Source organism: Pseudomonas sp. R84 (assembly GCF_009834515.1).
In the GTDB taxonomy this organism is placed as follows: domain Bacteria; phylum Pseudomonadota; class Gammaproteobacteria; order Pseudomonadales; family Pseudomonadaceae; genus Aquipseudomonas.
In genome coordinates, this window is sequence record NZ_CP019426.1 from 1,974,889 (window position 1) to 1,989,268 (window position 14,380).

Genomic DNA, 14,380 nt, shown 5'->3' on the forward strand with positions numbered 1-14,380 from the left:
TGAAGGTCGAGATCATGGCAGTTGCGCCTCCAGTGGGCCGCCGAGGACTTTCAGGTACTCAAGAAGTGCCCAGCGTTCTTCGGGCTGCAATAGCCGACCAATCACGCCGTTACCACGTTCGCCGGCACGGAACTCATGGCCGCTGTTGTGGTTGCCTGTGATGCGCGTGTCGAACAGGAAGCCATTGGTAAACGCTTCGGTGCGATAACCCAGATGGCGCGGATCATATTCAAGGGTGCCTTTGAGGAAGGTTGTGGCGCGTTCATCCTGCGGCGACAGCAACTGATAAATGCTCGGCACCGAACCGTTGTGCAGAAACGGCGCCGTGGCCCAGATACCGGCCAGCGGACGGGCCTTGTAGGCGACTTTTTCGCGCACACCGATTGGCAGGCCGAAACCGTCCAGCTGTGGTTTCTCCTGCGGCGTGACGTTGGCCTCGCGGTAGGCGCGGTCTTCGACAAAAGCGGTGACGTAAGCCAGCCCCTTGGCCACTGACAACTGGCTCAGATCCAGAGGTTCCCTGGGCGTCGGATGCAGTTTGACGTCCATGGTTTCGAGTTCCTTCAGGTCCCATTGCAGGGCAGTCAGATCGAAACGGTGGCTGGCGATATTGTTGGCGGCGGTCGGGTCGGTGCCGATGACATCGACCGGCAGCATGTGCAAATGCTGCACCCAGCGTTCACCTTCCTGCGTCTGGCGCGGTACGTGACAACCGGCGCAATTCTCGGCAAACAGCGTGCGCCCCTTGGCTGCCAGTGATTTGTCGATGGCACCAAGCAGCTCCTCTGGCCAAACGGGCGGTTTGAGCTTTTGCAGGGTTTCTTCGATTTTGTGCAGATCACGCACGCGCACGCTGGAGGCATAGCGGGCTTCGCCTTGCAGTGGCTGGCCGTTGCCATCAAAAAAATTCAGGGTGGCGCCGACGCCCAACGCTTCGCCGATGTTGCGTGCCATCGGCTGCTGTGCGGAGCCGTTCCATTGCACCCAATCGAATGTCCACATGTCCCAGAGCTGCGGATAATCCACCGGGGCATTGGCCACGCGGTAGTTGGCGGGGGAAATCGCATCGCCAAACGTTGCATTGGCAATGCGTCCAAAGGCGTCGGCGCGGCCGGGACCTTCTTCGGTCGGATAGAGGCCGCGATGGGTATCGTTCCAGGCCACTTTAAGGAATGTGTTCAGTGAAGTTTTGAAGTCTTTGCGCAATTGCTCGTGGCGCGTGTCGTATTCGTCGCCCAGCACGGTTCTGGCAAAGCGTTCGAATTTCCATGGGTTGTAGTAAGTCGAGGTCAGACTTGCCACCAAAGCCTGTCCGAAACTTCCGCCCCGTAAAGTAGGAACACTGGAAGGCAACACATGTTGCGCGGTACCGCCGTCGATCCGTACGGCCTGGCCTTTGAAGCGCAATTCGCCGGTGTGGCAAGCGGCGCAAGTGATGTCCAGATATTGCTCGGAGCTGCCGGGATTCTGGTGCCGGGCAAAACCGACGGGGAGGTTACCCGGATTGTTCGCCGTGGCTTTCTGCTGCGGATCAATCAGAAAACCGAAACGCGCGAGGTAATCGGGTGAGGCGAAACGTCGCTCAGAGAAGGGCAGTTCCAACGCCTCGAACCACTCATAGCGCAGGCCTTTGACCTGCGTGCCCTGAGGCGTGAAATAGTAGGTTTGCCGCTCTTCGTCACTCCACTGATTGAGGTAATGCACCTGCTCGGCGGCGGTGTAGAAGGGCAATTTCGGGTTGGCAACGTAATACAGCACCACGGCGAGAACGAGTCCCAGCAGCACGACGATCAGGGTCAGCACACGGAATAGAAGGCGCAAGATAAACATCCTTGTCAAATTGTTCCGCTGTTATGCCTGAGCCTGCCAAATGCGGCAAGTGGCCATTACGCCAGATGATGCAAGGAGAAACGACGCTGATTGTCGGGACAAGATGACAGAAGCTTCATCGTCGCTTCGCCTCAATGCGTTTTAATCCCTGAACTTATCGGAAGTTTCCTGCTCTCATGCCGGTAGCCATTGGTCGTGGCGGCCTGATAAGCTCGCGGCTTTACTCGATTGCCCTTTCGGCGCATGAACAAGGAAATAGCATGAAACAGCATCGGTTGGCGGCGGCGGTTGCCCTGGTTGGCCTGGTCCTCGCGGGTTGTGATTCGCAGACCAGCGTAGAGCTGAAAACCCCGGCGCAAAAAGCTTCCTACGGTATCGGCCTGAACATGGGCAAGAGCCTGGCTCAGGAAGGCATGGATGATCTGGACTCCAAAGCGGTAGCCCAGGGCATCGAAGATGCCGTCGGCAAGAAAGAACAGAAGCTGAAAGACGAAGAACTGGTCGAAGCCTTCGCCGCGCTGCAAAAGCGTGCTGAAGAGCGTATGGCCAAGATGAGCGAAGAGTCGGCTGCGGCTGGCAAGAAGTTCCTCGAAGAAAACGGCAAGAAGGCGGGTGTAACCACCACCGCTTCCGGCCTGCAGTACGAAGTGGTCAAGAAAGCCGACGGTCCACAGCCTAAGCCGACTGACGTAGTGACTGTTCACTACACCGGCAAGCTGACCAACGGCACCGTATTCGACAGCTCCGTCGAGCGCGGCAGCCCGATTGATCTGCCGGTGAGCGGCGTGATTCCGGGTTGGGTTGAAGGTCTGCAACTGATGCACGTTGGCGAGAAGTACAAACTGTACATCCCTAGCGATCTGGCTTACGGCGCTCAGTCGCCAAGCCCGGCAATCCCGGCCAACTCGGTTCTGGTCTTCGACCTGGAACTGCTGGCCATCAAGGATCCAGCCAAAGAAGCTGCTGCTGCCAAGTAACTGGCAAAGGCTTCAACAACAACGCCTCGCTTATGCGGGGCGTTGTTGCATCTGGAGTCTGGCAAGGGTAAACAGAGCGAACCGATGGCGGTCGGGAGAGTCATAGCCAATGAGACTGTCATCGCTAGCCGCCCTGAGCAGCCAAGTCAATGAAATATTGGGGTTTTTTATGTGAGTAAAAAACGCCCGATCTGAGCGCAGCCCTTATGAAACGGGGCTTTCAGCGCTGAAATGCAGCTCTGTTCACAAGGTTATCCACAATTTGTGTGGATAACATTTCAACGGGAGGAATAGATGAAAGCTCCGTGGAATTTCGCTCGATTCCTGCCCTTGGCTGGCCGCCTGCTGGCACGCGGCCGCTTGCCGACCTTATTGTTTGCGGTCGCCAGCAAAGGCGCTGCACAGGGCAATCGCCTCGGTAAACTCAAGGACGATTTACGTTTACTCCAGGCTTTGTGCCTGGCCTATTGGCGCGGCGAGTATCGGGCCATCAGTGGCAAAGCGTTGATTTCGGTGGTTGCAGGGTTGATGTACTTCCTCAGCCCGGTGGATGCGATTCCGGATTTCATTCCCGTGTTCGGTATGCTCGACGACATCGCCGTCCTCGCCTGGCTGATGAAAACCCTCGACGATGAGCTCAATGCCTTCCGCCTCTGGCGCAACCGCCAGCAACCGGAAAAACTCGCGGTGGTCGAACGGTTGCCCGATACCCCTGAACAACTGCAACTTCAGGGGCCGAAAAAGCCCTGATTCATTAAGTCTTCCTGTAGATAGATACCCCCCGCGACCTTGGCCGCTGTTAGGATTACACTTCTAGGGAAAAGTGCCGACTCGCTAAGTGTTGTTGTCCTACGGGGTAGTCATGGATATTCAGATAATTGCACGCGATGGCGAACCCGAATACGCGGTTCTGCCGTGGGCTCAGTATCAGGCTCTACTAAAAGCAGCAGGCATCAATGAAACACCGTCGCGTCCGGCAGCCACGCCACTCGCGGCCTCACCAGACACGATTCTTCCAGGTCTGGATCAACTACGCAGTTTGCGCGAAGGGAAGGGCATCGCCATTGAGGCGCTGGCCCGCACGGTAGGCATCAGCCCGTCATATCTGGCCATGATCGAAAGTGGCGAGCGTCAGCCCGACGCCGCGATTCGCCGCAGCCTGGCCTGGGAATTGACGGTGCCAGGGTGGAGGGATGAATCGTGAGCGTACGCATCAGTCGTCAACATTGGGACGGATTGCTCGGGGAACTGGATCAGGCGCGCCGCCAGCGCCATCTGCTGACTTATCGGGCCTTGCTGGAGCGGTTGCAACTACCGACACCGGCGATGCAGACCCTGACCGCCGCACTCGAGCATCTGGCCGCGCTAGACGCGAAGGCCGAGCAACCCTTGCGCAGTTCGCTGGTGATCAGCCAGGGCGCGAGTCGCCTGCCACGCACCGGTTTCTTTGAATGTGTTGAACGTCTGGGGCGCTTTTCCGGGCCGTCCGATGGCGTTGCCGCCGCCTCTTGGCATGCTTCGGAAGTCGTCCGTGTTTTTGAGTACGAGTACCCGGAATCGGCGGAGGCCTGAGTGTTTTTACGACTCAAGGCGCGGGCCAGTTACTGGCTGGCCCGCAGGCTGTTTCACTGGTCATGGTTTGTTCGCCAACCGCGCGGCTGGCGCTGGCTCGAAGGTCAGTTTGCGCGCATGGCCAACCTTGGCGATGTCGGTGCGCAGAGCTTCTATGGGCACATCCTGACCTTTCGCGGTGTCGGCCTGGGCGCGCGTGAAGAAGGTGTGCGCCTGTTGCGGTTGGCGGCACTTGCGGGTGATGGCAAAGCGGCTTATCAGGTCGGCGTGATCAGCCTGGCCGGGACTACGAGCAAACCGTCGGATCCGGTCGAAGCCGCACGCTGGTGGAACATAGCTGCCAAAGCCGGGCACCCATTGGCTGAACTCAAATTGAAAGAGCTGAGTACTCGCAACTCAACACTGTAAATCCAGTTATGTCTGCTCAAATAAACGCGGTGTGAGGCTTTCCTCACGCCGCGTTTGCTTTTTTGCGCGTTTGTTTATCCAAGAGCGATTTTTACAGACAAGTCCTACAGTCATCGCCTACTTGCCTGACTTCTTTCCTGATTGATCCCCCGCACAGTTCCCGCGCCTAATTTTTTGCGCGAGGGAACGCTCATGTTTGACCCGCTTATTCAGTCCACTTCGCCCACCCGCGTGCGCTGATGGAAGCCGTTACTCGCATCGAGCAAGCACTCGACAGCTTTCCCGCCTCCCTCAGCCTTTACCGCGAGCAGCTCAAGCATTGGGCCAGTCGAGGGGCGGACAAGGTTAGCCATGCTGCGGATTTGCCGTCGTTGATGGGTATGGAGCGGATCATTCGCTTCGGCTCCGATAGCACTGTCGTCAGCAGCGCCGACAACGCGTTTTTCTCCGGCGTCGTCCAGTGCCCGGAGAGCGGCCCGATGCTGATCGAAAGCAAATTCGAGTCGGTCTACGACATTCCCCTCGGCAACATCGCGGTCGATGTGATTGCCATGGACGGTGGCGAAACCACCCCCATCACTCTTGATGCGCAAGGCAAGGGCTCATTCAAAGGAATACCTGGCAAGTTCTACCGGGTGCAGGTGCACAGCGATGTCACTGAGAGTCAGGTCGAGGACCTGTTCAAAGCCTATGACGGCCTGACCGCTGAGCTGGATGGCTGGCTGCGCAGTGAATGGCAGGGTTTCAAGCCGCAGTGGTCGCAGTCGGTAGCGACGGCGGCGGGCAACGGCATGCTCGCCGGGAGCTGGGCGGCGATCGAGGGCGTGTGGGACAGCATTGGCCTGCTCTCGGACATTCTCAAGGATCCCGGGGCGTTCGCCGAGCGATTGGGTGAGGGCGCCACGCAGTTGATGGCGCTGGCAGCGAGCGCACCCGACGTCATGGAAAAGCTTCAATTGCTGGTCAGTGACGAAGCTGCACTGTGTTTATTGCTGCGCACTGCCAGCCTTTGGCTGGAGATGCTGCCGCCCAGTGAAATCGCCGGCAAAACCGCTGAAGCGGCATCAATGATGATGGTGCAGTTGCTCATCGATGTGCTGATCAGCGTCGTCTTGACGTTCGTCAGTGGTGGTGCAGGCATCGCATATCTGACGCTGCGTCTGGCGGATCGCGCCGTGCAATTGCTGTCGGCGGTGAAACGTTTGGTGAAGGCGATATTCGGCATCGTCGAGGGCTTCATCAAATACGTCGATCAATACAAAGCCGTTGCTGCCCGAGGCATCGCGGCGGGTGTAAAAAAGGGCCGAATGCAATTGCGCTGGGATGCGCAGCGCAACACCTTGCTGAAGAAAGACGAGCATCACGACGACTCGCCGGATCAGGCGAAAAACCCCAATGGCGACAGCGCCGATTGTGTGCCCCACACCTGCACCAACGGTTGCCCGGTGTCGATGGTCACCGGTGAAGAACTGCTGACCCTGACTGATGCCGTGCTTGATGGCGTGTTGCCGTTTGAATTCACGCGGTTGTATCGCAGCAGTGCCGCCGAGATCGATGTCGGGCTGGGGTTTGGCTGGAGTCATTCGCTGGCGCATCGGCTGGAATTTTTCGCTGATGAGGTTGTTTGGGTCGATCACGAAAACCGGCGTACATGGTTTCCGTTGCCGAGCGTTGAACGACCGGCGATTCACAACAGCCTATCGCGGGCGGCGATTTTTCTGGGCGATGAGCCGGAAGAGCTGATCCTCGCGTTGGCCGGGGACGCGGCGCGGTTTTATCACTTTCGCGCGGGACGGCTGACGGCGATCAGCGATGCCTATGGCAATCGTCTGACGGTGCAGCGCGATCGCTCTGACCGGGTGCAGCGCCTGGACAACGGCGCCGGGCGTTCGCTGCTGTTGCGCTATGACCGCGCGCAGTTGGTTGGTGTGGATTACCAGGTGTTTCGCGACGGTGCCTGGAGCACCGAACAGGCGCTGGTCAGTTACCGCTACGACGCCTATCAGCACCTGATCGAAGCGAGCAACGCCGTCGGTGACAGCGAGCGTTACGACTACGACGACGCTCACGTGATTCTGCAGCGGCAACTGGCCGGTGGCGCGAGTTTTTTCTGGGAGTGGGAACGTTCGGGCAAGGCTTCTCGCTGTGTCAGGCATTGGGCCTCGTTTTCGCAGATGGACACGCGCTACGTCTGGAACGACGACGGCAGTGTCGCGGTGCATTACGTCGATGGCACCGAAGAAACGTACGTCCACGACGAGCGTGCGCGGCTGGTGCGTAAAGTCTCGGCGGATGGTGGCGAGCAGCTCAAGGCCTATGACTCATCGGGGCGGTTGATCGCCGAGCAGGATGCCTTGGGGGCGGTCACCGAATACCGCTACGACGAGGTCGGACGGCTGATCGCGCTGATTCCGCCGGACGAGGCGCCCACGTCCTACGAGTATCGCAACGGTTTCTTGCATCGGCGTTCGCGCGGCGAGGCGGTGTGGATCTGCCGGCGCAATGCCGAGGGCGATGTCACCGAGGCGGTCGATCCCGACGGCCAGGTTACGCATTACTACTACGACACCCGTGGGCAGTTGCTGTCGATCCGTTACCCGGACAGCAGCCGCCATCGCTTGGTCTGGAACAACCTCGGCCAGTTGACCGAGGAAACCCTGCCCGACGGTGGCGTGCGGCGTTTTTCCTACGATGCACTGGGGCGCCGGACCACAACCGCAGACGAACACGGTGCGGTCACCCGCCAGCATTGGGATGCCGTCGGCCGACTGATTCAGACGACGTTTCCTACCGGCAGCACTCGCGCCTACAGCTACGGCGCCTACGGTCAGGTCATTGCCGAGCGCGATGAACTCGGGCGCATCACCCGTTATGAGTATGACGACGACCTGCACCTGGTTTCGCGGCGAATCAACCCCGACGGCACGCAGGTGCAGTATCGCTACGACCATGCGCAGTTATTGCTCACCGAGATCGAAAACGAATCGGGGGAAAAATACCGGCTCGATTACACGCCGACCGGGCTGATTCGCCAGGAAAGCGGTTTTGATGGCCGGCGTACCGCGTATGCCTATGACCTCAACGGCCATCTGCTGGAGAAAACCGAGTTCGGCGATGACGGCTCTTGTCTGCTCACCGCTTATGAGCGCGATGCCGCTGGCCGGCTGTTAGTCAAAACCCTGCCCGATGGGATCAAGGTCACCTACCAATACGATCGCCTCGGCCGACTGGTCAGCGTCGACGATGGCCAGAACCATCCGCTCGCCTTCGAGTACGACCGCCAGGACCGCTTGATCACCGAGCATCAGGGCTGGGGCACTCTGCGTTACCGCTACGACGCCTGCGGTCAGCTCAAGCGCCTGCGTCTACCGGACAACAGCGTGCTCGATTACCGCCACGCCAAGGGCGGCGCGCTGACCGACATCGACCTCAACGGCACGCCGCTGACCCGTCACGTCTATCAGTCCGGACGCGAAAGGCAACGTCAGCAAGGTCTGCTGCTCAGCGAATATACCTACGACGACCAGGGACGATTACTCGCCCACGCCGTAGGCCATCAGCGCGATGCGTTGTATCGCCGCGATTATGCCTACAACGCCAACGGCAATCTCGCGCACATCGCCGACAGCCGCCACGGCCAGCGCACCTACGGCTACGACGCCCTCGACCGCCTCATTCGCGTACGCCACTCGCGCGACGAACTGCCGGAAAGCTTCGCCCACGACCCGGCCGGCAACCTGCTGATGCAGGACCGCCCCGGCCCGAGCCAGATCAAGGGCAACCGCCTGCTGATGCAGGGCGACCGCCACTATGACTACGACGCCTTCGGCAACCTGATCCGCGAACGCCGCGGCCGCGCGCAAACTCTCGTCACTGCATACCGCTACGACAGCCAGCACCGCCTGATCGGCCTGACCCGCCCCGACGGCCAGACCGCCAGTTACCGCTACGACGCCTTCGGCCGACGCATCCGCAAAACCGTCGGCGACGACACCACCGAGTTCTTCTGGCAAGGCGACCATCTCGTCGCCGAAAGCAGCGAACGCGAATACCGCAGCTACGTCTACGAACCCGGCACCTTCCGCCCGCTCGCGCTGCTCGACGGCAAAGGCCCGAAAAAGGCCTGCCCGTTCTACTACCAACTCGATCATCTCGGCACCCCGCAGGAACTCACCGACTACAGCGGCGACATCGTCTGGTCCGCGCAATACGACGCCTACGGCAAAGTCGCCACGCTGACCCTGGCCGGCGACGACTACCTGAATCAGCCGCTGCGCTTTCAGGGGCAGTATTTCGACGGGGAAAGCGGCCTGCATTACAACCGGCACCGGTATTACGACCCGCGGCTGGGAAGGTATCTGACGCCGGATCCGATCAAGTTGGCGGGTGGGCTGAATCAGTACCAGTACGTGCCGAATCCGACGGGGTGGGTGGATCCGTTGGGGTTGAGCTCTAACTGCCCGCCGCCGAACAAGCCTGGGTGTGAGGTGCCGGGTGGGATTGGTGGCGCTAAGGTAGATGAAGGTGAGCCAGCGCTGCCGAAGATGACGGCGCAGGAGCGGAGGGCAAGGATTGATGAGTTGGCGGAGGAAAATGCGAAACGTGAAGTTTTGAAACTGGAGAAAAAGTACAAAATGCACACCGTCGCTAAACACAACCCGGAGATACCAGACAAGGCGTTAAAACAGAGATCTATCGACGGTAGTCATCCGACAAAAAAAGGGGTGAAAGAAGGTGTTAATTCTAGCTCGCAGTTTAAGAGTTGGTTGCTTCAGCTTCATGCGATAAATGATGCTATTTCTAGAATGAGTAGAACGCCTCCCGCGCCTACCGGATTTACCAAGAAAGGCGATCCGGTTGTAAGAAAGGAAATGCCAAATGGTGGTAGGGGGTATAAGCCGAACAAAAAAGATAAACAAAATCCAAAATATGTGGATGAGTTAAATGTTTCAGAGGTGCGGTTTTCTAGTCAAGATATTAAAAAACCATACACGGCATTCCCAGATTAGGATTGTTACTATGTTAAAGTGGCCGGAGTTTGATCTTCCATTTGTTCCTCAGCTCTCATATTGGTTAGGGGGGATAGAGGTCTATGATCGGGAAGAAACCTTAGGCGTTTTGCTATCAGCCTATGATCCAAATAATTTGTCTGATAGAGAGATTGTGATAAAGGAATTTATTCTTATTAATTTTCCTAGTTTTACATATAAGCATAAATTTTTGATGGTTAAGGTTCTCGAGGATGCCTTGAACTCACCCGAGCATGATTTTACTAGGCAGTTTGAGGACGACTATGAATCAAATACCTGCGTTGCATGGAATGAAACGATGGTGAATGATGCACGAGGATTTTTTGAAGATATATATAGATTAGCCAACGAGTGCTGGAGTGAAGACTTAGAAAAGGCAAGGGTGGAAGATCTGTCGACTTGGTAATTATTGACGAGTCCTAAATCTCCATGGTTGCCTCTTCGCGAGCAAATTTGCTTCCACAGGTATTTGTTTCGTCTGGGGAAATTAACGTTGGCCGATCAGCTGCGATTGATGGATGTCGGTAGCAGTGAGACTATCAATCACATGCACGCTATACCCCGGAACATTCTTCGCATGATGCTTCGCCTGGGAAGCCATTTCCGCGAGTTGACTGGCGTCGAGTTGTGCGCAGGCCTCGGGGTGTAGGTGCACCACTCCAATGGACAGCGACAACAGCGGAAACTCCTGCCGCACCCCTTGGCGATTCGGCGCAATAAAACATCCCGCCTCAAGGTGTTCGGGGCGATAGAAACGTCGGCATTGGCTCTGAAAGTCATCAAGCAGTTGATTGAGGCGTTTGCGCCAGTCTTCCGGGCCGAGAACGAGGAGGAAGTCATCGCCGCCGATATGGCCAACGAAGTCACGGGTCGGGTCCACCCGCTCGTTGAGGCATTGCGCCAGGCACAGAAGGACTTCGTCGCCGCGACCATAGCCGTAGATGTCATTGAAGGGTTTGAAACTGTCGATGTCGACGTAGCAGATGACGGATTCACGCCCCTGTTGCAGCAGGCGAGTCAGGCATTGCTGAATCGGCACATTACCCGGCAGCAAGGTCAGCGGGTTGGCATAACGAGCCTGTTGAATTTTCAGCTCGGTGATCAGCTTGAGCACATCGATCACCCGGCCAAGACCCAGGTAGCCGCCGTTAAGAGTAATGATGAAGTCCTCTTCGATGCGCTGGCGGGCACGGCTGGTGATCAGGCGGCTGACCTGTTGCAGCGACTGACTCATTTCCACGGCGAGGAAATCATCGTTCATCAGACGGCTGATCGGTTTGCGTGCGAACAGGTCGGTGGCGAAGGGTTTGAGCAGGGCATCCGACAACGAGTGGCGGTGGACGATGCCGCAGGGTTGGCCTTGTTCGTCGAGTACTGCCAGTGAGTTGAGGTTGGCCTGGCGGCGAAAGGCTTCGAGCACGGTGGCGGTCGGTGTGTCGCGGGGTACGGCTGGCTGGTCGTTGAGCAGGGCACTTAGGTCGCTGCCTTCGTCGTTCAGCGCAACGCTGCTGCTGTCGTGTTTGGGCATCAAGGCGCGGGCATCGCGCGGAGGGTGTTCCTGAGGGCGGCCGAGCAAGTAACCCTGCACCAGATCGACGCCCATTTCAGTCAGCACCGCGAGTTCTTCCGGCAGTTCGATACCTTCGGCGATGACTTGCGCGCGCGAGGCTTTGGCGATTTGCAGGATCGAGCCGACAAACTCGCGCTTCAGCGCATCCTGATGAATGCCGTCGATGAAGTGTCGGTCGATCTTCACGTAGTCCGGGCGCAGTTCTGACCATAACCGCAGGCTCGAATAACCGGCCCCCAGATCATCCAGCGCAATGGAAAAACCCATCGCTCGATAGTGATGCAAGGCGGTTTGCAGCAACTGAAAATCGTCGATCGGTGTTTGTTCAGTCAGTTCGATGACCACCTGACTCGGCGGAATGCCGAAATCCTGCAGCAACTGCAACGTGCGCCCCGGTTGGTGCGCGGCTTCAAGCAAGGATTCCGGCGAGACGTTGAGAAACAGTTTGCCCGGCAGTTGCTGCTCGTTAAAGCGGCGACAAGCGCTCTGACGGCAGGCGATTTCCAGTTCGCTCAAACGCCCGGCCTGACGCGCCACGGCGAACAGCGCGATCGGCGAGTGAAGAGGGCTGTTGGAAGGGCCGCGCGTGAGGGCTTCATAGCCGAGAATGCGCCGTTCGGAGAGAGAGATGATTGGTTGGAACAGGCTGTGTAAACCGCTTTGAGTCAGGATCGAGCTCAAGGCACTCAGCTGTTCGGTCGTGGTCATGGCAATCTCTGGCGATAAAAAAAGGACTGGGAGCGTTCTCAATGAAGAGAGTGGCTCCCAGTCCTTTATTGCACGACAGAATGATGACTGTTTGATGACGATCCGGGGATCGTCAGCACTAAATTGCCATCATCTTACTTCTTGGCCACCTGATTACTCAGCTTCAGGTAATCCAGCAGCACGCGCCCGGTTTCGCTCAGGTAGGCATCGTCTTCTGGTTTGACCTTGTCCGGGTCGGCAGCCGCGAGGGCGTCTTCGTCTTCTTTCTTCAGCTCTTTAAGCGGCTCTTCGCCTTTGGCTTTGCGACGGATGTTTTCCATCGTCAGTTGCTTGGCGTCGATGTCGTTGTGCTGGGCACGGCGCTCGGCTTCGTTGAGGCTGACGGTTTTTTCTTCCATCAGTTTCTGCGCCAGAGCCAGCTTGTCACGGATGAACACGAACTCGGCATCCTTGGCGGTGCGCGTGTCATGCTCGGACTTGAGCTGAGCCAGGAACGGCTTGAACGGATCGGCTGCCGGTTTGATTGCCGCGCGGATGGTGTCCCATGGCATGGCTTCCGGCAGTGCGCTCTCGCCGATTTCCTTGGTGTCGATCAGCGACGGATAGTCGATGTCCGGCAGCACGCCCTGATGCTGGGTGCTCTGCCCGGAGACACGGTAGAACTTGGCCAGGGTCAGTTTCAGTTCGCCATGGTTGAGCGGCTGAATGGTCTGCACCGTGCCTTTACCGAAGGTCTGGCCACCGATGATCAACGCGCGGTGATAGTCCTGCATGGCGCCGGCGAAAATCTCCGAAGCCGAGGCGGACAAGCGGTTGACCAAGAGTGCCATCGGACCTTTGTAGAACGCGCCCGGGTTTTCGTCTTCGAGTACGTCGACACGGCCATCGGCATTACGCACGAGTACGGTCGGGCCTTTGTCGATGAACAGACTGGTCAGCTCGGTGGCTTCCTGCAGGGAACCGCCGCCATTGTTGCGCAGGTCGATGACCACGCCGTCGACTTTGTCTTTCTGCAACTCGGTGAGCAGTTTCTTGACGTCACGGGTGGTGCTCTTGTAGTCCGGATCACCGGCACGGAACGCCTTGAAGTCGAGGTAGAAGGCTGGAATCTCGATCACACCGAGTTTGTAGTCCTTGCCGTCCTGTTTCAGGTTGAGCACGGACTTCTTCACGGCCTGGTCTTCGAGCTTCACCGCTTCACGGGTGATCGGCACGATCTTGGTGGTCTGGTCATTCGGCGCATTGCTCGCCGGAATCACTTCCAGACGCACCACGGTGCCTTTCGGGCCACGGATCAGTTTGACCACTTCGTCCAGACGCCAGCCGACCACGTCGACCATTTCCTTGTTGCCTTGGGCAACGCCGATGATCTTGTCAGCCGGTGCAACTTGCTTGGTCTTGTCGGCCGGGCCTGCCGGCACCAGACGCACGACTTTCACCTGGTCGTTGTCGCTCTGCAACACGGCACCGATGCCCTCAAGGGACAGGCTCATGTTGATGTCGAAGTTTTCCGCGTTATCCGGCGACAGATAGTTGGTGTGCGGATCGTAAGACATGGCGAAGGTGTTGATGTACGCCTGGAAGATGTCTTCCGGACGGGTCTGGTCCAGGCGCGCCAACTGGTTCTTGTAGCGCTTGGTCAGGGTTTCCTGGATCTGCTTCGGCTCTTTGCCGGCGATCTTCATCCGCAGCACTTCGTCCTTGACGCGTTTGCGCCACAGGTCGTCGAGTTCAGCGGTGGATTTGAGCCAAGGAGCGTCCTTGCGATCGATCAGCAAGGTTTCCCTGGTGGTGAAGTCCATCTTGTCGACGCCTTTGTTCAGCTCGGCAAGGGCGAAGTCCAGCCGCGACTTGACGCGGTCCAGATAGCGCTTGTAGATGGTGAAGCCGGCGTTGAGGTCGCCGCTTTTGAGGAAGTCGTCGAACTGGGTCTTCCACTTGTCGAATTCGCTGATGTCGCTGGCCATGAAGTAGCTGCGCGACGGATCCAGCAGCTTGAGGTAGCTGTCGTAGATGATCACCGAGCGCGCATCGTCGAGCGGCGGCTTGCTGTAGTGGTGACGCTTGAGCAACTCGACGACGTTCAGGCTGGCGATGACTTCATCGCGATCAGGCTGCAATTTGTCCCAGCTGTTGGCTGCGAATGTATTGCCCGACACCGGCAACAAACCGATACCGATGAAAAGAGCGAGGGCGGTGCTGGGGAGCAAATGCTTCATGCTGATTCGACGCGGGGACAATTGATAACGCATATTAGGCCGTCTTTGAAGTCGCCGGTTCTACGA

10 protein-coding genes are annotated in these 14,380 nt (G+C 58.0%); 7 read left to right on the plus strand and 3 right to left on the minus strand.

What is annotated here, in order from left to right:
* Positions 1-12 precede the first annotated feature (12 nt).
* Positions 13-1,821 (minus strand): di-heme-cytochrome C peroxidase, encoded by a 1,809-nt coding sequence (locus PspR84_RS08955; RefSeq protein WP_160056948.1) that lies wholly within the window; start codon positions 1,819-1,821, stop codon positions 13-15.
* Between the two features lie 269 nt (positions 1,822-2,090).
* Here PspR84_RS08955 and PspR84_RS08960 point away from each other — a divergent pair, with 269 nt between their 5' ends.
* From PspR84_RS08960 to PspR84_RS08990, 7 genes are all read left to right on the plus strand, one after another.
* Complete coding sequence (locus tag PspR84_RS08960; RefSeq protein ID WP_034156206.1) at positions 2,091-2,807, plus strand: FKBP-type peptidyl-prolyl cis-trans isomerase; 717 nt, start codon at positions 2,091-2,093, stop codon at positions 2,805-2,807.
* 294 nt (positions 2,808-3,101) lie between these two features.
* Positions 3,102-3,557, plus strand: a complete 456-nt coding sequence (locus PspR84_RS08965; protein WP_160056950.1) for a YkvA family protein — start codon at positions 3,102-3,104, stop codon at positions 3,555-3,557.
* A gap of 112 nt (positions 3,558-3,669) precedes the next feature.
* On the plus strand, positions 3,670-4,011 hold the full coding sequence (locus tag PspR84_RS08970; RefSeq protein WP_134175112.1) for a helix-turn-helix transcriptional regulator: 342 nt from the start codon (positions 3,670-3,672) through the stop codon (positions 4,009-4,011).
* A complete protein-coding gene (locus tag PspR84_RS08975; RefSeq protein WP_003223109.1) occupies positions 4,008-4,379 on the plus strand; it encodes a hypothetical protein in 372 nt (123 codons plus the stop codon). The genes PspR84_RS08970 and PspR84_RS08975 overlap by 4 nt, the downstream gene beginning before the upstream one ends.
* Positions 4,380-4,787, plus strand: a complete 408-nt coding sequence (locus PspR84_RS08980) for an SEL1-like repeat protein (RefSeq protein WP_160056952.1) — start codon at positions 4,380-4,382, stop codon at positions 4,785-4,787. It begins immediately after the preceding gene.
* A gap of 239 nt (positions 4,788-5,026) precedes the next feature.
* The gene (locus tag PspR84_RS08985; protein ID WP_160056954.1) at positions 5,027-9,796 is read left to right on the plus strand and encodes an RHS repeat-associated core domain-containing protein; all 4,770 of its coding nucleotides are present in this window, start codon (positions 5,027-5,029) and stop codon (positions 9,794-9,796) included.
* A gap of 10 nt (positions 9,797-9,806) precedes the next feature.
* Positions 9,807-10,223: a hypothetical protein gene (locus PspR84_RS08990; RefSeq protein WP_160056956.1), complete on the plus strand. Its 417-nt coding sequence runs from the start codon at positions 9,807-9,809 to the stop codon at positions 10,221-10,223.
* 81 nt (positions 10,224-10,304) lie between these two features.
* Here the strand turns inward: PspR84_RS08990 and PspR84_RS08995 are convergent, their stop codons facing one another.
* Both PspR84_RS08995 and PspR84_RS09000 read right to left on the minus strand, forming a co-directional pair.
* Positions 10,305-12,095, minus strand: a complete 1,791-nt coding sequence (locus tag PspR84_RS08995) for a bifunctional diguanylate cyclase/phosphodiesterase (RefSeq protein ID WP_160056958.1) — start codon at positions 12,093-12,095, stop codon at positions 10,305-10,307.
* A 134-nt stretch (positions 12,096-12,229) separates the two neighbouring features.
* Positions 12,230-14,314: a carboxy terminal-processing peptidase gene (locus PspR84_RS09000; RefSeq protein WP_174244439.1), complete on the minus strand. Its 2,085-nt coding sequence runs from the start codon at positions 14,312-14,314 to the stop codon at positions 12,230-12,232.
* Between the last annotated feature and the right edge of the window lie 66 nt (positions 14,315-14,380).